At 57.3% G+C, this 18,048-nt stretch carries 17 protein-coding genes; 11 read left to right on the top strand and 6 right to left on the bottom strand.

Going from position 1 to position 18,048, the window contains the following annotated elements:
- Positions 1-115: 115 nt before the first annotated feature.
- The 5 genes from VEH04_20610 (at position 116) to VEH04_20590 (ending at position 4,859) form a co-directional block, all read left to right on the top strand.
- Entirely contained in the window at positions 116-976 is an 861-nt protein-coding gene (locus tag VEH04_20610; GenBank protein ID HYG25178.1) for a S1-like domain-containing RNA-binding protein, read from the top strand.
- 75 nt (positions 977-1,051) lie between these two features.
- Positions 1,052-1,648, top strand: a complete 597-nt coding sequence (gene yihA / locus VEH04_20605; protein HYG25177.1) for a ribosome biogenesis GTP-binding protein YihA/YsxC — start codon at positions 1,052-1,054, stop codon at positions 1,646-1,648.
- A 75-nt stretch (positions 1,649-1,723) separates the two neighbouring features.
- Entirely contained in the window at positions 1,724-1,960 is a 237-nt protein-coding gene (locus tag VEH04_20600) for a VF530 family protein (protein HYG25176.1), read from the top strand.
- Between the two features lie 80 nt (positions 1,961-2,040).
- Positions 2,041-2,610 carry a biliverdin-producing heme oxygenase gene (locus VEH04_20595; protein HYG25175.1) on the top strand — a complete coding sequence of 190 codons (570 nt, stop codon included), beginning with the start codon at positions 2,041-2,043 and terminating at the stop codon, positions 2,608-2,610.
- Entirely contained in the window at positions 2,607-4,859 is a 2,253-nt protein-coding gene (locus tag VEH04_20590; GenBank protein HYG25174.1) for an ATP-binding protein, read from the top strand. The genes VEH04_20595 and VEH04_20590 overlap by 4 nt, the downstream gene beginning before the upstream one ends.
- A 108-nt stretch (positions 4,860-4,967) precedes the next feature.
- On the opposite strand, the gene katG is transcribed toward VEH04_20590, so the two are convergent.
- Positions 4,968-7,241 carry a catalase/peroxidase HPI gene (gene katG, locus VEH04_20585; protein ID HYG25173.1) on the bottom strand — a complete coding sequence of 758 codons (2,274 nt, stop codon included), beginning with the start codon at positions 7,239-7,241 and terminating at the stop codon, positions 4,968-4,970.
- A gap of 187 nt (positions 7,242-7,428) precedes the next feature.
- On the opposite strand from katG, the gene VEH04_20580 reads away from it, so the two are divergent.
- Genes VEH04_20580 through VEH04_20570 form a run of 3 tightly spaced genes read left to right on the top strand, consistent with a single transcriptional unit; the run spans position 7,429 to position 9,702 of the window.
- Positions 7,429-7,995 (top strand): DUF4256 domain-containing protein, encoded by a 567-nt coding sequence (locus VEH04_20580; protein HYG25172.1) that lies wholly within the window; start codon positions 7,429-7,431, stop codon positions 7,993-7,995.
- Positions 7,996-8,031: 36 nt separating this feature from the next.
- Positions 8,032-9,105 carry an arabinan endo-1,5-alpha-L-arabinosidase gene (locus VEH04_20575; GenBank protein ID HYG25171.1) on the top strand — a complete coding sequence of 358 codons (1,074 nt, stop codon included), beginning with the start codon at positions 8,032-8,034 and terminating at the stop codon, positions 9,103-9,105.
- 9 nt (positions 9,106-9,114) lie between these two features.
- Positions 9,115-9,702: a 2OG-Fe(II) oxygenase gene (locus VEH04_20570; GenBank protein ID HYG25170.1), complete on the top strand. Its 588-nt coding sequence runs from the start codon at positions 9,115-9,117 to the stop codon at positions 9,700-9,702.
- Positions 9,703-9,712: 10 nt separating this feature from the next.
- Here VEH04_20570 and VEH04_20565 read toward each other — a convergent pair whose 3' ends face one another.
- The 3 genes from VEH04_20565 to VEH04_20555 all read right to left on the bottom strand — a co-directional run bounded on the left by VEH04_20565 (position 9,713) and on the right by VEH04_20555 (position 13,496).
- Positions 9,713-11,506 carry a hypothetical protein gene (locus VEH04_20565; GenBank protein HYG25169.1) on the bottom strand — a complete coding sequence of 598 codons (1,794 nt, stop codon included), beginning with the start codon at positions 11,504-11,506 and terminating at the stop codon, positions 9,713-9,715.
- A gap of 158 nt (positions 11,507-11,664) precedes the next feature.
- Entirely contained in the window at positions 11,665-12,534 is an 870-nt protein-coding gene (locus VEH04_20560) for a methyltransferase domain-containing protein (GenBank protein ID HYG25168.1), read from the bottom strand.
- A gap of 89 nt (positions 12,535-12,623) precedes the next feature.
- A complete protein-coding gene (locus VEH04_20555; protein ID HYG25167.1) occupies positions 12,624-13,496 on the bottom strand; it encodes an AraC family transcriptional regulator in 873 nt (290 codons plus the stop codon).
- A gap of 149 nt (positions 13,497-13,645) precedes the next feature.
- Here VEH04_20555 and VEH04_20550 point away from each other — a divergent pair, with 149 nt between their 5' ends.
- Together VEH04_20550 and VEH04_20545 are read left to right on the top strand one after the other, a co-directional pair.
- Positions 13,646-15,670, top strand: coding sequence for a hypothetical protein (locus VEH04_20550; protein ID HYG25166.1), 2,025 nt, complete (start codon positions 13,646-13,648; stop codon positions 15,668-15,670).
- A 32-nt stretch (positions 15,671-15,702) separates the two neighbouring features.
- Positions 15,703-16,182 carry a cupin domain-containing protein gene (locus tag VEH04_20545; protein HYG25165.1) on the top strand — a complete coding sequence of 160 codons (480 nt, stop codon included), beginning with the start codon at positions 15,703-15,705 and terminating at the stop codon, positions 16,180-16,182.
- Between the two features lie 60 nt (positions 16,183-16,242).
- Here VEH04_20545 and VEH04_20540 read toward each other — a convergent pair whose 3' ends face one another.
- Positions 16,243-16,704: an SRPBCC family protein gene (locus VEH04_20540; GenBank protein ID HYG25164.1), complete on the bottom strand. Its 462-nt coding sequence runs from the start codon at positions 16,702-16,704 to the stop codon at positions 16,243-16,245.
- 226 nt (positions 16,705-16,930) lie between these two features.
- Entirely contained in the window at positions 16,931-17,671 is a 741-nt protein-coding gene (locus tag VEH04_20535; protein HYG25163.1) for a sulfite exporter TauE/SafE family protein, read from the bottom strand.
- Positions 17,672-17,837: 166 nt separating this feature from the next.
- Between VEH04_20535 and VEH04_20530 the strand changes: the two genes are divergently transcribed.
- Positions 17,838-17,963 (top strand): hypothetical protein, encoded by a 126-nt coding sequence (locus VEH04_20530; GenBank protein HYG25162.1) that lies wholly within the window; start codon positions 17,838-17,840, stop codon positions 17,961-17,963.
- The last annotated feature ends 85 nt before the right edge of the window (positions 17,964-18,048 follow it).

Raw genomic sequence — 18,048 nt, 5'->3', positions numbered from 1 at the left:
AAGGGAATCGAAGAAAGTCGAAGGAATTTGGAATTCGGTTCGGTAAATCTGAATCAGTCGGGCCCATCACAGATTTTCCTCCTGTCGTTCTGGCACGGGGTTTAGGTTGGGGCGCATGGCATTTCTCGGGAAACGTAACACGCTTTCGGTTGTGAGGGCTGCAGCGCCTGGTCTGTACCTGGATGGTGGCGAGTTGGGCGAAATTCTTTTGCCCGGTCGCTACATCCCGGCGGACCTCAAGCCCAAGGACCAGATCGACGTCTTTATCTATCGCGATTCCGAAGATCGGCTTGTCGCCACCACGGAGATTCCTTACGTCACGGTTGGTGAGTTTGGGTGCCTGCGGGTTGTCAGCGTGAATGACCGCGTCGGCGCATTTCTCGATTGGGGACTGGCGAAAGACCTGTTGATGCCGTTTCGCGAACAGGAAGGACAAGCGCGCGTCGGACAGCGGCTTGTTGTCTTTGTTTATCTTGACCCGAAGACTGAACGCATTGTTGCGACATCGCGACTGAGGCGTCATCTGAGTCGCGAGCGCCCGCTCTATCGCAACAGTCATCCCGTCGACCTTCTCATCACGGGACAAACACCGCTCGGTTACACGGCCATCGTGGATAACGCCTACAGCGGATTGCTTTATCACGACAACATCATGGTCCCGCTTCAGATAGGGCAGCGGCTGAACGGATTCGTCCGCAACCTTCGCCAAAACGGACAGATCGATCTGAGTCTCGACGCAGGAGGTTACAGACGCGTGGCACCCCTCACCGATGAAATCGTCGAGGCACTGCAACAGAATGGAGGTCTACTGCCGTTCGATGATGACAGTTCACCGGAAGCGATCCGGGACAAGTTCAGCGTGAGCAAGAAGGCATTCAAGCAGGCGCTCGGCAAACTTTACAAGGCACGGCGAATCGCTTTCAAAAATCCTGGAATTGAGCTGCTCGACAACTCCTCATGGTCGCCAAGGGAATAGCAGGCGCGTGGCAACGCCGCCGCACCCTATTATTTGGTAGGGCAAAGCTGCCGCTTTGCAGATACTCGTCCCACTATGAAGATTAAGTCCGCCATCTTTGAATGCAGCGCTCCCGATCTAGGATCGTGTCCCCCTGAGACCTTTCCCGAAGTGGCTTTCATCGGGCGATCGAACGTAGGGAAATCTTCATTGTTGAACGCGCTCGCCGGGAAGAAAGGACTGGCGCGGGTTTCGGATATCCCAGGCTACACGAAGCTCATCAACTTCTTCGTCATCAACCGCACCTGGCGGCTGGTGGATTTGCCGGGATACGGATTTGCCCAGGTCGCACGCGAAAACAAAGCGAAGTTCAACGAGGCAGTGAACGATTACCTTCTCAATCGTCCAAATCTCGCCGGCGTGTTCGTTTTGATTGATTCCCAACAGACGCCGCAGAAGATCGATCTGGAGTTTGTGCATTGGTTTGGCGGCCAATCGATTCCGCTGGTGCTGGTGTTCACAAAAACAGACAAGGTTCGCCCCGAGCAAGTGCAGCAGAACATCAACTTGTTCAAGGAACACCTTGCCGAGTGGTTCGAGGCAATGCCTGAAATCTTCAAATGTTCCTCAGTCACCGGACGGGGATTGCCCGAGTTGCTGGCGGTCATTGAGGCGATGCTCGAATCGAGTTAGAGTGTTTTCATGGCAACCGATCCCGATCCATTCTCCGAAAAGACGAGCGACGAAGCTGCGAAAGACACGGCTCCACTGAGCCGTCGCGAGCATCCGCGGGACCCGCTGCATGGAATCACGCTGGAAACGATCGTCCAGACTTTGGTGGACCGGCATGGATGGAAGGAAATGGGCCGCCGCATTCCGATCCGCTGCTTTCTTTTCGATCCCACGATTAAATCCAGCCTGAAGTTTTTGCGACAGACCCCGTGGGCGCGCGCCAAAGTGGAGGATTGGTTTTTAACGGAACGCACGCCCGATGGCCTCGAGTGATTCCGCAGTAGAACCGGGACAGCCGCCAAGGCATGACTTGCCCTTGCAGCCAAAGCCTTCGCGTGGAACGATGCGACCTTATGTTGACTGAAATTCTCAGGGAGCAAACCCGCAGGCAACACGAAGAATTGGAATCAGCCAATCCCCTGCCGCAGTCGGAAGCGGATTACGTAAGGCAACTCAAAAAGTTCTTCGGCTTCGTTGAGCCGTGGGAACGCGCGGTAGCCCAGGCCTTGCCTGCCGACGACATGATCCGCGCAGGCCGCCAGAAAACTTCCTGGCTGGAACAGGACCTGGAATTTTTCGGGATCAACCATGCCGATCGGGAGCAATTGCCGCGAATCAACGAACTGCCATCGCTCGCGTCGCGCGCCGAGATCCTCGGCGCCGCTTACGTGCTGGAAGGCTCGACGCTCGGCGGGCAGGTCATCGTGCGGCATCTCGAAGGTGAACTGGGACTGCGCGATGGACAGGGCTATCGCTATTTTCGCAGCTACGGGCCCGACGTTGGCGCGCAATGGAAAGCATTTCGCGATGAATTGCTTCGCGCGTCGTCCACCGCCCATGATCCGGTGATCGTTGGGGCGGCGCGTGAAACGTTCGAAATGCTTCATCGCTGGTTCCGCCAATGCGAAGGGGGCCGTTCATGAATGCACCTGGCAATACTCCGCCTTCGCCGGCTGACATTACAATGTGTGATCGGGAGCCGATTCATATCCCGGGTGCGATTCAGCCGCACGGATTTCTGCTGGCGCTGGACGCAACCTCCTGGACGGTTCGTTACGCCAGCGAAAACGTCGGCGATTATCTGCGCATCCAAGCGAGCGCCTCCCTCGGCCGTCCCGTCGAGGACCTCTTTACGCAGCCGGTTATCGCCGCCCTCCGCGAAGCTGCTGCGCATCCGCTTTTCACACAGCGCCCTTTGTTCGTTGCCTATGTGCGTCGCGATGACGAGCGAAGCGCCGTGCCTTTTTCTTTGCTGGCCCATCGATACGGCGGGTGCGTCGTTCTTGAGGGCGAGGCGATCGTGGGCGAGCTCAAGGTCGATCCGCGTCCCGGCGTTCATCACGAGATGGACATCCTGATCGCCGGCATGGAAAGCGCGTCCGACATGCGTTCACTGCTCCAGATGGCGGCCGCAGAAACTCGCCGGATCACCGGCTTCGATCGCGTCATGATTTATCAGTTCGATCCGGAATGGAATGGAATCGTAATCGCTGAGGACCGCAACGATCGGCTTCCCTCGTACCTCCACCTGCGGTTTCCCGCTTCGGACATCCCGCGGCAGGCCCGCGAGCTGTATCGCATCAATCGATTGCGACTGATCGAGCGAAACGATTACCAACCCGTTCGATTGCTCGCGCAGCCGGATGAAACCGAGCCGCTGGACCTCAGCCTTTCGACACTTCGCAGCGTCTCGCCTGTCCACCTGGAATACATGCGTAACATGGGAATGGCTTCCTCAATGTCCATTTCCCTGATGCATGGCAATGAATTGTGGGGACTGATTTCGTGCCACGGTCGTGATCCAAGAATTGTCCCGTTCGACATACGCGCAACCTGCGAGTTGTTTGGCCAGGTCCTGTCATTACAGATCACCACGCGGGAGCAAACCGCCGGGCTGGCGTACCGGAACAAGCTCAACGCGGTGCTCACCCGTCTCATGTCGGGCATGTCGCGGGAACAGGACATTTTTTCGAGCCTCTGCGGACAAAGCGCCGACTGGCTCGCACTTGCAAACGCCACAGGCGCTGCATTGTTGCTGAACGACCGGCTTGAATTGATCGGGCGCACCCCGACACGGGCGCAAATTATCGCGCTCGCCGATTGGTTGCATCAAGACGCCAAAGGCGACGTCATTGCGTTTGAAAAATTGGCGGAACCTTGCTCCGCCGCCCTTGAATACATTGATGCAGCGAGCGGACTCCTGGCGATCCCGGTGTCACGCGTGCACCGGAACTACGTGATGTGGTTTCGTCCGGAAGTGGTCTCGACAGTCAAGTGGGGCGGCAATCCTGCCAAACCTGTCGAGCAGCCGGCGAATGAACCCACTCGCCTGCATCCACGAAAAAGCTTCGAAGCCTGGTCGGAAACCGTGCGCGGGCGCTCCACGCCGTGGAAGCCATCGGAGCTGGACGTCGCCCGTGAATTGCGCGGCGGGATCATGGAAATCGTTCTGCAACACGCGGAACAGCTTGCCGCCATCTCGGAAGAACTGGTGAAGGCGAACAAGGAGCTGGAAACGATTTCGTACACCATCTCGCATGATCTTCGGGCGCCGCTGCGTACAATGTACGGCTATGCGGATACGTTGCGCGAGGAAGCAGCCGAAAGGCTGCACGCGGACGAACTGGACCGGCTGGACAGAATTTCGGGGGCAGCCCACCGCCTGGATCGAATGATTCGCGATGTTCTGCGGTACGGCCATGTCTCGCGCATTGAAATCCATCTCCAGCCGGTGAGCCTTGAGAAGATTGTGCGGCAGATTCTCGAGCAGCATCCCGCGTTGAAAGCGCACAGGGGAGAAATCCATATCCAGGGATCGTTGCCACCCGTCATGGCCGATGCAGAATTTCTGGAGCCTTCGCTCGCGGCCCTCCTGTCAAACGCAGTAAAATTCGTCAGCCCTGGCACTCTCCCGTGCGTAACCGTCAGGGCCGAACAACGCAACGCGCTGACGCGGCTTTGGATCGAAGATAACGGCATCGGCATTGCGCCAGAACATCAACAGCGCATTTTCGATGTCTTCCAGCAGGTGCATCCGCAAACGATGTTCGAAGGGAATGGGATCGGCCTCGCCATCGCCAAACGCGCTGTCACGCGGCTCGGTGGAAGGATCGGCGTGGAATCCATTCCAGGCCGCGGCAGCCGTTTCTGGATTGAACTTCCCAGCGCCTGACTGGGAACGCGCGGGTTGGTCCTTCTTCAGTGCGGCGAGGGCGGCCCATAAACGCCGCCCTCGCGCCCGATGAAGGACGAGCAAAGCCACGGATCTGCCCTGCCGCCTCTACTTCAGATCAAATCGATCCAGGTTCATCACCTTGGTCCATGCAGCGACAAAGTCCCCGATGAACTTTTTCTCTGCGTCCGAACTTCCATAGACCTCGGCGACGGCGCGGAGAATCGAATTGGAACCAAACACGAGGTCCACGCGTGAAGCGGTCCACTTGGGCTGCCCCGTCTTTCGATCGGAACCAAGGAAGGCATTACCACAGGGAGATATCTGTTTCCACTCCGTGCCCATGTCGAGCAGGTTGACGAAGAAGTCGTTTGTCAGCGTCTCCGGGCGGCGCGTGAAGACGCCGTATGCTTCGTTGTTGAAGTTATTTCCAAGGACACGCAAGCCGCCGACAAGAACCGTCATTTCCGGGGCCGTCAGCGTGAGCAGCTGCGCTTTGTCGATGAGCAACGCCTCCGCAGGCACGGTGTACTTGCCCTTCAAATAGTTGCGGAAGCCGTCAGCAATCGGTTCCAGCACCGCGAATGATTCGACGTCGGTCTGATCCTGGCTTGCATCCATGCGTCCGGGCGTGAAAGGCACAGTGACTTCGTGACCAGCCTTCTTCGCCGCCTGCTCAATGCCGACGCCACCTGCGAGGACGATAATGTCCGCAAGCGAGACCTGCTTGCCATCCGTTGCCGTCTTGTTGAATTCCACCTGAATGCCTTCAAGCTTTTTCAACACCGCCGCGAGTTGCGCCGGTTGATTAACGGCCCATTCCTTTTGTGGCGCCAGACGAATACGCGCGCCGTTTGCCCCGCCGCGCATGTCTGAGCCGCGGAACGTCGAAGCCGAAGCCCACGCGGTGGAAACGAGCTGCGAGACCGAAAGTCCCGTTGCAGCAATCGTGCTCTTCAATGCCGCAATGTCCCTTGCGTCAATGAGCGGGTGATTCACCGCCGGAATCGGGTCCTGCCAGACGAGCTCTTCGGCGGGAACTTCCGGCCCGAGATAACGCGAACGCGGTCCCATGTCGCGATGCGTTAGCTTGAACCAGGCGCGGGCAAACGCGTCGGCGAACTGATCAGGATTCTCAAGAAAGCGGCGGGAGATCTTCTCGTATACTGGATCGAATCGCAGCGAAAGATCCGTTGTGAGCATCGTCGGCAAGTGCTTTTTCGTGCGGTCGTGAGCATCCGGGACGATGGCTGAAGCGTTCTTCGCCACCCATTGTTGCGCACCCGCCGGGCTCTTTGTCAGTTCCCATTCGAACTCGAAGAGATTTTGGAAAAACCCGATGCCCCACTGTGTCGGTGTGCTGGTCCATGTGACTTCGAGTCCGCTCGTGATCGTGTCAGCGCCTTTGCCGGAGCCGAATTGATTGCGCCAGCCGAGGCCCTGTTCCTCCAGCGATGCAGCTTCGGGATCCGACTGCACATTTTCCGCCGGGCCTGCGCCGTGCGTTTTGCCGAACGTATGTCCGCCCGCGATCAACGCGACCGTTTCTTCATCGTTCATGGCCATGCGGCCGAATGTGTCGCGAATATCCTTTGCGGCAGCGATCGGATCCGGCTTGCCGTCGGGTCCCTCGGGATTGACGTAGATAAGTCCCATCTGCACGGCGGCGAGTGGATTCTCGAGATCGCGCGTGTGTGGAATCTCGCTGTCGTCATCCTTTACGAGTGTGCTGTGAGGATCATCGACACCAGGCGATCCCTGCGAGTACCGAACGTCACCACCGAGCCATTTTGTTTCAGCGCCCCAATAGACGTCGTTGTCCGGCTCCCATGTGTCGGGGCGTCCGCCGGCAAAACCGAAGGTTTTGAAACCCATTGTTTCCAGCGCGACGTTGCCAGCAAGGATCAGCAGATCAGCCCAGGAAATCTTGCGTCCATACTTTTGCTTGATGGGCCAGAGCAGGCGGCGGGCCTTGTCGAGGCTGACATTGTCGGGCCAGCTGTTGAGCGGGGCAAAGCGTTGTTGACCGCGCCCCCCGCCGCCGCGGCCGTCGCCCGTGCGATAGGTTCCGGCACTATGCCACGCCATGCGGATGAAGAGCGGCCCATAGTGTCCGAAATCCGCAGGCCACCATTCCTGCGAGTCCGTCATCAGCGACGCGAGATCCTTCTTCAAGGCCGCGTAATCGAGGCTCTGGAATTCCCTGGCATAATCAAAGCCTTCGCCCATCGGATTGGACTTGGAGGAATGCTGATGCAGGAGTTCCACCTTGAGACGATCCGGCCACCAATCCTGATTGGTTGTCCCGGGGCGGGATGCGCGGTGATCCTTGCTGCCATTGCCATTGGTTGCCTGAAATGGGCACTTCGATTCAGTAGACATGTGTATTCAACGTTTTGACTAAAGCGGAATGAGAACACGTTGCCTGGGATCCTGGAAATACTTTTTCCTGCGCTGGCCATAGGCCGTTCCTATTGGGGGCGATTTTCACGCAGTTGCGGGACCCCAAGCCGCTGAGTGGTTGAATCCTGCCCAGGTTCGTTCAAAATGGCGGCGATCCAATCGAACTATGAAATCTCGATCAACAGCGCAACCTTCGAAGCAGCCCGACGATCTCCTTCACACTTTGAAGGATCGCTTCGAGAAAAACATGAAACGTCATCAGGGTGTCGCGTGGTCTGGCGTTCAATCGCGCCTGGAAGCAAATCCCGCGAAACGTTCGTCGCTGCAGGAAATGGAGCGCACAGGCGGTCAACCGGATGTCGTCGGCCACGATAAAAAGTCCGGAGAATACATCTTCTTTGATTGCTCTGCGGAAACGCCCAAAGGCAGGGTCAGTGTTTGTTATGACCGGGAAGGGTGGGAGTCGCGGAAAGAGCATCGTCCAAAAACGTCCGCCATGGAAATGGCTGCCGAGATGGGGGTGGAACTTCTGACGGAGGAACAATATTTCGAGCTCCAGAAGCTCGGTGAATTTGATCTAAAGACATCGAGCTGGGTGAAGACACCAGCGGACATCCGCAAGCTCGGCGGCGCCCTGTACTGCGATCGCCGTTACGGGCGCGTCTTCGTAGGACACAATGGCGCGCAGTCGTACTACGCCGCCCGCGGGTTTCGTGCGTCGCTGAAAATCTGAATTCGCTCTGTATCGAACCGGTCGGAAACTCTGCAAATGCATTTCAACCTTAATCGCCCCTTTTTCGTCGCGGGCTTGGTCGTCGCGATATCAATCACCACACAATCCGTGGCTCAATCGGAGACTGCGAAATCAAACGCGCAGTTGGCGATTCCCCTGGAACAGTCGGCCAGCCGTGGCATTGTCACGCGCGACCCGTCCAGCATCGTGAAATGCGACGATGAGTTTTGGGTCTTCTACACGGGACGCGGCGTGCCGTCGTATCGTTCCAGGGACCTGGTGAATTGGCAGCGCGGCCCGGCTGTCTTCAATACGGCACCTGAGTGGATTTCCAAGGCCGTTCCCGAAAATCGCAACATGTCGTTTTGGGCGCCCGACATCATCAAGGTGGGTGGCCGGCACCTTCTTTATTATTCCGTGTCGTCTATGGGGAAGATGACATCGGCGATCGGCCTCGCAACGACGCCCACGCTGAACCCGGACGATCCGGCCTACCAATGGACAGATGAAGGCATCGTGGTGCAAACCGTGGAAGGCCAGCCCGGCGACGCTTACAACGCGATTGACCCGGCATTGTTCCAGGACAAGGACGAAAGCCTCTGGATGACGTTTGGTTCCTATTGGACTGGGCTCAAACTGGTTCAGCTGGATCCAAAAACCGGGAAGCGATTGTCGTCTGATTCCAAACTGCATTCGGTCGCCTACAACCGGTCCATTGAAGCCGCGTTCCTCTGCCGGCGCGACGATTACTACTATTTGTTCGTCAACTGGGGATCATGCTGCCAGGGGACAAACAGCACCTACAATATCCGTGTTGGGCGCAGCAAAACCATCACAGGACCTTACCTGGATAAAGCAGGGATGAGCCTGATGAACAGCGGTGGCAGCTCCTTTCTGCCCACGGCCAACGGTCCATTGATCGGTCCCGGCCACGCATCCATGCTGACTGCGAACGGAAAGGACTGGTTCGTATGCAAATTTGAAGGGGACATCGGCATGGGCGGGCAAGCGACGCTCGCGATCATGCCGCTGCGCTGGACCGAGGCGTGGCCCGAGGCCACGGTTCATGACGTAAAACAAAATTCCGCCGATAATTCCATGACGCAGTAGGCAGAAGAAATGAGTGCCCTCTATTTCACACAGGAGAGGTTCCTGGATGACGCGACGATTACCGGAATTGTCGGCGAAATGAAACGCAGCCACGCTGCAGCGGCGCCCGTTTATGGGCAGGCAAAAGCCGGTGGAACGGTGAACCCCCACGTCCGCAAGGTTTCACGTCTCTCGATGTCGACTGCAACCCGGGACAAGATTGTGTCTCTGCTCATGGAGGCAAAAGACGCGCTGTCGATGCACTTCGGCGTCGCACTTAATCACTGCGAGGAACCTCAATTTTTGCGCTACGAGACTGGCGATTTTTTTGTCGCACATCAGGACGGCAACACCCCATTGGTTTACGATCACACCCGATTTCGGAAAATCTCGATCAGCATCTGCCTTTCACAGCCGGGCGACGCTTCCGATCCTGGCACCTATGGCGGAGGAGATCTTGTTCTGTATGGCAAGCCGATGGAATCGGGAGAACGCGCCGTCCAAGGCCGGGGCACACTGGTTGCATTTCGTTCCGAAACGACGCACGAGGTGCTGCCGGTGTCACACGGTGAACGCTATGCGATCGTCTCCTGGTACCGCAGTGATAACCGGAAATGAGATACAGGCTCTATTCAGCCGCGCCTGCGAAGACTCCATTCACGAACCGATAGGTTGCGACGAGTTTCCCGCTGCTGTCCCAATGACGCGCAGGCCCATCAGCAACGTTGCCATAAAAGTTCCGTTTCAGGTCGCGCGCCTCGGGCCTGATATTCCACTGCGACTCAATCTTCTTTTGTCCGTTCGGCCAGAAATGAGTCCAGGTTGCGCGGTTGTTCTTCATATCCCGCCGCCATGTCCAAATTGTTTTGCCATCCGCTGACCAAAACGTTTCAGCGCCCACTTTGCGCCCATTGACATACGTTGCCAGGTGCTGCTTCGCGCCGTCCTCAAAATAATCGACCTGCTCTCCATGAAGCAGATAACGGCCGCTCGGGGTAATTCGCGCACTCCACGTCGACCGGGTTTTTCCGTTTTGAAACGTTTCAGAAAATGCCCGTATCGTCCCGTCCCCGGTCGGTGCCGAAATGTCTCCCGCATCAGACCGAATCCACGCCTCATTGAATTCGTAGTGCAGGGGCGGAAGCGTGACGGTTGTCAGGAGATGAATCACGCCGTTCGGCGCCTGCCGCGCCGTGACATACCCGAGCGAGGGATAATTGGTGCGATGATGCGCCGGAATTTGGACAGGCAATGTTTTGACATGCCACGAAACGCCATTGTTCGTAGATAGCGCCACAAAACATCGGTTCCCGTGCATCCACTCCGCCGGGGGCGGAATGTTCAACTTGTGCATATAGGAATCGCTGGCGAACAGCAGGTTCCCAGAGGCCAGCCGAATCAGTGAAGGGCGTTGAGCCGTACCGAGCGGGGGAAAAGGGGAAGGAGTGTTGCTGCTCCAGGTGGCGCCCCAGTTCGTGGAGAGACTCTGCGGTGACCATCCCGATATCGAAGAATTCTTGCCGCCAATCGAAAGCAAACGGCCTTGATCATCCAGCGGCACGATGGCGGAATGCCTGCCGCCCGTCCGTCCTCCCATGTCGTGCCAATGAGCCCCATCATCGCGGCTCCGCCACAGGAAACTCGCTGCCTCAGTTCCATCCATCGCGAAATAGATGGCTTTGTCAGGTCCACGAAAGGCACTGGTGATCGGCTGCGCCGTATAATCCCGAGCCGGCTTGTCGAGTTGCGGGATGGAAAAGGTCCACGTGGCGCCGTTGTCCGATGACGTGGCAATGCGGAACGGCACCGCGTCCGAAATCGCCCGGCCTCCGCCAAAGAACCAAATCTTCCCGTCATCGTTCCACAACAATCCTGACTGGTCATTGTGATCCTTCGTTTTGAAGAACAGTTCCGGCATGTCCCAATCCTCCGATCCATAACGCAAACGAGCTTGAACGAAACACGTCGAAACATCTGCCTCCGCCTTGCCCATCGGTGTGCTGAAATAAATCGCCAGCGCGTCGCCGTTTGGAAGAATCTCGAAACCTGGCGAATGATTATGGTGAAAGACCATCGGATCCACACCCGCCAAAGCTCCAACTTCTGTCTCTGAATAAACAGGCGGATTCGGCATCGCAAATCGAACAGTGAAGTACGGCACATCAGCCCGGTGCCCGATTGCAGCAGGCGTTGCCGATTGCTTGATGGCTGATTGGCTGAAGGGGATGTCTGGCGCTGGATCCAGCAGAAAATGAACCTGGTTCGTTCCATCGAACGCGCTCATGGCCGCGCCTGCCTTGAAATTCGCGGCCCTGACAGGAATTCGATTCGTCTGCGCAGCGGAAGCCTCTGACGTCAGCGCCGTTGCAAGAAGGATGCAGATCAACACTAACGGCGTCGTGCGACGGTGATGGGAATTCATGGATGTAGCCAAAGTGTGGTTCGCAGGCAGTGCCAGCACAATACACCGTTTGATTGAACTTGCCGCGAAGTTCCTGGCATCAGCCTGGCAGCCCTCCCTCCGAAATAACGGCACCATCGTTTCAGGATGATGCCGTTAAAAACCGCCCGTCGTGAGCCCTAAAGTTTCGTTCCCACAACTTCAAGATATTCGGCGGCAATTTCGGTCGTGCCCGAAACCTCCGCGATGTTGCAGCGAGTTTGAAGATTTACCAGATCACGGAGCAACGCGGATTGCGCGGCAGCTGGAAGCGATTCAAACGCGCGATGCGTCGGACCATAGTATTTCCGAAAGAACTCGACCGTTTCCGCTGGAGGAAACGGATACTGCATTGCGGCAATCCGCCGTGTCAGCTGGAGATCTGTGAAGCGGCCCTTGAGCCGGTCACAAACAATCGTCGGATTTCCCCAATCCATCGGAGACGGAACTCCGGCGGGCGGAGGAGGAAGGTGGGTTTTGAAAATGGTGAACATCTCGCCGATGAACCCCTCAGGCGTCCAGTTTGCCAGCGCGATCGCACCCCCAGGTTTCGTGACGCGATGCAGTTCGCTCACGGCGAGATCCGGCTGTGGAGTGAACATGACTCCGAACATGCTCACCGTGAGGTCATATGCGTCGTCAACCAGTGGCAACTCCTCGGCGTCGGCCTGCAGGAAACGAATGTCACATCGCGCCTCAACCGCCCGTGTTCGAGCCTGCGCGAGCAGGTTCTCAGCGATGTCGATTCCAGTGACGCTGCACCCGTGCCTGGCGGCTATCAGTGCAAGGTTCCCTGTGCCGCAAGCCACATCAAGGACGTTGAGGCCTGCCGGTAATGATCGCCGCGACATGAAATCCTCAGCGACGTTTTCAATGGTGCGGGCGATCTGACCAAAGTCCCCGGATTCCCAGGTGGCCTTCTGTTTCGCCTTGATCGCGTGGAGGTTCGGAATGTTTTGGACGCGTGCCTGTGAACGCGTCTCGTTGTGTTCAATTGTTTGTGTCTGCATAAGTATTCGCTTTGTGAGTAGCGGATACAGGATGCAGAACTCCCGGCCAGCATGCTTTGCTGTCCAGGCCAATCAGTTGGTTGTGCGGTTCAAGCTCTGACAATCGACTGCTCCCGGTAGCTGACGGGCGGGACCGCGTATCGTTCCTTGAACACGCGGCTGAAGTGCGAGACGTCCTCGAACCCGCTATCAAACGCAATTTCGGTGACACTTTTCTGCGAACCGGTCAACAACTTCGCTGCGTGGCCGAGGCGCCGCTGGAGCAGCCATTTTCCGGGAGATTGCTTGTAGATCGCCTGAAACTCCCGCTTGAACGAGGACAGGCTCCGATGACAAAGCTTCGCATACTCCTCAAGGGAAAGATTGAAGCGGTAATTTGCCTCCATGATCTCGGCAATCCCCGGCGCGTCGTTTGCACCCGCCCCCCGGAAGTATGCAGCCAAATCCGAATTGGTGCCGCTCGTCAAAACGCTGATGACCAATTCCTTGAACTTGAGGCGAATCAACGCTTCGGCCGGCGGCTCGTCGCCTGATAGATACGTCCTCATCGATTGGAACAGTGCCGAGAGCGCAAGATCGTTCTGCACTCGCAACGCTGTCCCGATCGGCCGCGGCTCCCTGTTGTCAGCATGCAAAGCCTCCACAACCTCACGAACCGTGCTCCGCATGAGACCGTCGGGAATGAAAAGCATCAGCAGACAAAAATCCTCTTCGAAATGCTGTTCCGCGATCGTCGCCCCCTTCCTGAAGAACAGGGTGTCACCCGGATTAGCCCGCCAGACACCATCTGATGTATGCCAGGTTTTTCTGCCGGTGACCACGTGCACGAGATAATCCGACTCAGTCCAGTTTGGCAGCAGCGTATCATTCGCGCCGCAGGTGTATTCGGCGAAGAGAAAGCCTCCAATCTCGAGCTTGTTGTAGCCCGGGTTCAAACGCACGGCATCGTAGAGATTCAACATATAGGTGCGGGAACGCGTGGATCATACATAATGCATCGGCCCTTGCATCAGGAAAGTTGCCGGCTGGGGCACGGCGAGCTCAATGATTTCAGGTGCAGGCCGGGGCTCGAGCTGATAAACCTCTGCACGCCCCTCACCGGAAAAGTAACATGCCCAAACATCAACTTGGAATTCTCCTGGTGCATGGGATCGGCACCCAGCCTTCCGGCGAATCCCTCATCCATTGGGGCGATGCCCTGCTCAAGACGATCAGGCTGGCGACACATGGCAAAGTTCCGGTTACCGTCAAAACCGCGACTTCCGAGCGGGGCCATAATAATGACACTCCGGCATCAGCCATTGTGTCGCTCCAACTACCCGATGGCGAACAGACCTGGCTTATTGCGGACGGATGGTGGGCCGATGTTTTCCTGCCGCCAAGCTACAAGGAATTGGTTTCCTGGAGCGGACGGGCCCTGCCCTGGGCGATCGCTTTACATATTGCGCAAAGCCACTGGCAGCTTCGGGAGCAGAAAGGCTGGCGCAAGGCGTGGGGTGTTGCGGTTACAGTTTTGAAGTTATTGGCCGCGCTCGTCCTCGCACCTGTATTCGTTTTCGGTCTCGCCATCTCATTGGTTATTGGAGCATTGCCTATCCCCCAGCTGCGTGCATTCCTGATGGCCGCGCAGGGAACGCTGATATCCACTGTCGGCGACAGCCTCGTTTTTGTGGAAAGCCCGATTCGCGCAGCATTGATCAGGACACGACTTCGGGAAGACCTCAAATGGCTTAAAACCGAATCTGATAAAACGATGATTGTCGCGCACTCCCAAGGTGCAGCCGTGGTGCTCGACGCGCTCGGGGCGATCCGAGATCCCGAGGATGAATCTTTCAAGACAGCGGACGCATCGTCGGAAAGCAACCTGGTTCCTGACACGCTTGTCACGTTTGGCGCCGGCACAAATCAACTCACCTGTTTGAAGAAGCTCGCCACGGGAATGCCGAGGCGCCTTGGCTTCAATCCAGTGAACTGCGCCATGGGCGCCATGCTGGTATCCTGCGCAATCATCCTCGGACTCGGAGTTTCCGTTCTGCAACAACACACAACCGTTCGGATGATCCTGATCGCCGTCGGTGCGCTCGGCGCGTGTCTTGCCCTCGTCATTTCGATCGCAATGGCCGGGCGGAAGGCAATCGCGTCACTTGGCAAAAAGTTCGCTTTCATCAGACAGCACGAACAAAGCATCGTCCTTAATTCCATCGTCTTCGGCATGCTGGCGCTGATCGGCCTTGCGATTTATGCGGCGCAGAAAACAAGTCTTCCCCTCTTCTCGGTAAGCCTCTTCTATTACGATTTAATCCTGCTCCTGGCGGGTGTCTATTTGGTGTTATCGGAGGACATGAGAAAGGCTGTGACCCTGGTTTCCATGCCAGCGGGGCTGGGACACTGGTTCGACTTCTATGCGTCGGCTGATCCAGTTCCAAACGGACCCACGCGAACCACCCCGCCCGAACCGCCGTCGAATCAATTCAAATCTGCGCTGATATTCAATGAGGGATCAGCGCTGAGCGATCACACCACATATTGGGAAAACATCGATGGCTTTGTGCTGCAGTTGGCGCGCATCTGCGCGGACACGGCGAACAGCTCGCTGCAGCAGTTCATTCCCGCTCACGATGTGTTGGCCGACGACCGCGCCCTGTGGCGGATCAGGTGCCTTCGCTTCGGCAACCTGATGTCGCTCATCGGATGGGTCGCAGTGGGACTGGGCATTTGGATCTGGCATTCGCCTTCGATACCCGCGCTCTTCACACCGCCAGGATGGCTGCCGGAAAAGCTGGTTCCGCTCGCTCGATTCGCAACGCTGGCGGCCTTGATCGGCGTCGCAATCCGCTGCACATCAGCGCTGATACATTTCATTTGGAACTCCTGGAGGCGGCACGAGATCAATGCGTCGTTCAGCGGCGACTCCACACGAGTGCCCACTGAGCTTCCGCTGCTGGTTCTGGCACTTCCGTATTCAGCGATTCTCTGTCTCGCCTTCTATGCCGCCTTCGACCGCTGGCATGTGTTTGCGGATGTAACTCAATGGAGAAATGCCGGGATCGCAGCGGTCCTAACGGCGTTGTTGTTTTGCTACGTGCAAAACGCCTTTCGCACCCCTGCTCTCAAGGCGCAATCACGAGCGGGTTGATTTGACGCCGCGTCAGTGAAATTCTTGCGCCAATGAAAACCTTCCAAGGCTATCAACTCATAACGCCAGACGATCTTCATTGGCGCCCCTCCAACCTGATGCAGATCCCCAATGCGGATTTCCTGGAGCGAACAGGGAGCGAAAATCTCGCGGCCCGCCTTTGGCGAATGCCCCCTAAAAGTGCAAACACTCTCCACAAGCACGTGCGGCAGGAGGAGTTTTATCTGGTCCTCGAAGGCACCGGAAAAATCCGGGTGGGCGATGAAACACTGACCGTGCCCAAGCATGGCGGCATTTTGGTCGGACCGGACCAGTTGCGGCAGGTGTTCAATGACACGGAAGCTGATGTGCTCTGGCTGGTGGTGGGCGCCCCGGAGGAACTGGAATTTCTTCAGGGTTCGAAATCCAAAATGGATTTATCGCTCATCTACCCCGTCGACCCGACGCAACTTCCGCGCGAACTGGCTGGCGCGACGTGGCCGCCATCGAAGCCAGCGTCTGCGCCATCCTAAGCAGGCATACGAGCGGAACCGTCCCGGAGCCGCCGTATGCGCCACAGGTTTCCACGCGGCTCAACTGTGGTCCGGAATTTCCGCTTCGACCAGCTTTGCCAGCAGCGTCAGCGATTCCTGCCAGCCGAGGTAGCACGCTTCAGCGGGAATCACCGCCGGAATTCCTTCCTGCGAGATTTTCAATTCTGTCCCGCAGGAAACCGGCTTCAGCGCCACGGTCGTCACCATCTCACCCGGCAGGTTCGGATCGTCGAACTTGTCCGTGTAGCGGATCAGCTCGTTCGGCTTCATTTCCAGATAGGTTCCCCCAAATGAGTGACTGCTGCCGGTGCTAAAATTCGTGAACGCCATGCGATAGCTGCCGCCGACCCTGGCATCAATGCTCTCCATCCTGGCCGTGAATCCGTTGGGCGGAAGCCACTTGACCATCGCGTCAGGATCCAGGAACGCGCGATAAACCCGCTCCGGCGTGGCGCGGAGTACTCGATGAAACTGCACGGTGTTGGTGTTGTTTGCTGTCATACGGTTCTTTGGATTGTGTGTTATCTGTTATGACGAACGGCGCATCCCGTTCTGGACATTTTGTTTCCCGTCGATGTTTTGCCTCGTGGCAGTCCGTGTCCGGGGCATCGCATGGATTGCGCCGCAGAGGACGACGGGGACGCGCTCAATCTATGTAGACGATGCGCGGGCACAATGCATTTTCGGGTTTGGCAGGGTTTCCTTTTGTGCAGTCTCGCGGTTGAGTTCAGATCAACAGGCGGACTGCGGCGATGATGGTGAATACCAGAACCATCGTCTCAAACATCGATTGGTTGATTCGCTTGAGAATGACCGGTCCCAGCAGCGCGCCCGGAATCATCGGGAGCAACAGGATTGCGTCGATGAGAAGCGATTCTGCGTGGATCAAGCCGAGGTGCACGCTGAACGGAACCTTGAAGACGTTGACGATCAGGAAGAACCACGCCCCTGTTCCGACCAATGCAAGTTTTGGCAAACCCACGGCCAGCAGGTAGATAAACATGATCGGCCCGGCGGCGTTTGCAGTCATCGTGGCAAACCCCGCCGCAATTCCCGTGAGCGCCACGAATACGCGGCTGTGGGGAAGCCGTGCGGCAATGTCGCCGGATTGCCGGCGGCGCCAGAATTGCATCGCCACCATGGCGACAAGCAGCCCGCCAATGGTTCGCTGTGCCTGGGCATCATTCAATGCACCCAGCGCCAATGTTCCGAGCACCACGCCAATGATGACCCATGGAAAGAGCTTCAGGAGTTGAGACCAATCGGCATGCTTGCGGAAGAACGCCACACCGAAAGCGTCCGCGCAAATCAACAGCGGCAGCAGCGCGCCGGTGGAGTCACGGGCAGACAGTGCGTTCGCGAACAAGGCAACAGTGAGGATGCCGAGCCCCGCGATCCCTGTTTTCGAAAGGCCGCTGAAAAACGCCCCAACCGCCAAAAAAATCCATTGCCACGGTTCCAGGTTCAAGGGCGTGGATGGTGCCAATCGGCAGGCCCTGAGTCGCGCAGAATCTATCGCGGGAGCATCAACCAGCCCGAAATTCGTTTACAGATGCGTGGCCATGATGATGATGTGCGAGCATTCCGGACACTGACGTTCAGGAAGCGCAACTCGGTTAACGAAAGACAATCCCATGGGCGATCGCTCACCAAAAGCAAACCAGAAGAAGTCCAACCAGAAGAACACACAAGCCAGCGCAGCCGATCAGAAAAAGAAGCAGGCTGCTGCGGCGAAGCAAACCGCCGGAAAAAAGAAGTAAGGATCAGGCTGCGATTTATGCCGTCTCTTCGCGAATCGAAGGGATGGCCGAACCCTGGCGCATTGCCCAAAATGCGAGAGGTTAT

The sequence above is a fragment of the Verrucomicrobiia bacterium genome (genome assembly GCA_035629175.1).
Lineage (GTDB): Bacteria > Verrucomicrobiota > Verrucomicrobiia > Limisphaerales > DASXHY01 > DASXHY01.
This window is presented reverse-complemented; position numbering and strand designations above follow the sequence as displayed.

Coding starts and splice junctions, on each gene's coding strand:
- VEH04_20610 (HYG25178.1), top strand. CDS start 116: ATGGCATTTCTCGGGAAACGTAACACGCTTTCGGTTGTGAGGGCTGCA.
- yihA (HYG25177.1), top strand. CDS start 1,052: ATGAAGATTAAGTCCGCCATCTTTGAATGCAGCGCTCCCGATCTAGGA.
- VEH04_20595 (HYG25175.1), top strand. CDS start 2,041: ATGTTGACTGAAATTCTCAGGGAGCAAACCCGCAGGCAACACGAAGAA.
- VEH04_20590 (HYG25174.1), top strand. CDS start 2,607: ATGAATGCACCTGGCAATACTCCGCCTTCGCCGGCTGACATTACAATG.
- katG (HYG25173.1), bottom strand. CDS start 7,241: ATGTCTACTGAATCGAAGTGCCCATTTCAGGCAACCAATGGCAATGGC.
- VEH04_20580 (HYG25172.1), top strand. CDS start 7,429: ATGAAATCTCGATCAACAGCGCAACCTTCGAAGCAGCCCGACGATCTC.
- VEH04_20575 (HYG25171.1), top strand. CDS start 8,032: ATGCATTTCAACCTTAATCGCCCCTTTTTCGTCGCGGGCTTGGTCGTC.
- VEH04_20570 (HYG25170.1), top strand. CDS start 9,115: ATGAGTGCCCTCTATTTCACACAGGAGAGGTTCCTGGATGACGCGACG.
- VEH04_20565 (HYG25169.1), bottom strand. CDS start 11,506: ATGAATTCCCATCACCGTCGCACGACGCCGTTAGTGTTGATCTGCATC.
- VEH04_20560 (HYG25168.1), bottom strand. CDS start 12,534: ATGCAGACACAAACAATTGAACACAACGAGACGCGTTCACAGGCACGC.
- VEH04_20555 (HYG25167.1), bottom strand. CDS start 13,496: ATGTTGAATCTCTACGATGCCGTGCGTTTGAACCCGGGCTACAACAAG.
- VEH04_20550 (HYG25166.1), top strand. CDS start 13,646: ATGCCCAAACATCAACTTGGAATTCTCCTGGTGCATGGGATCGGCACC.
- VEH04_20545 (HYG25165.1), top strand. CDS start 15,703: ATGAAAACCTTCCAAGGCTATCAACTCATAACGCCAGACGATCTTCAT.
- VEH04_20540 (HYG25164.1), bottom strand. CDS start 16,704: ATGACAGCAAACAACACCAACACCGTGCAGTTTCATCGAGTACTCCGC.
- VEH04_20530 (HYG25162.1), top strand. CDS start 17,838: ATGGGCGATCGCTCACCAAAAGCAAACCAGAAGAAGTCCAACCAGAAG.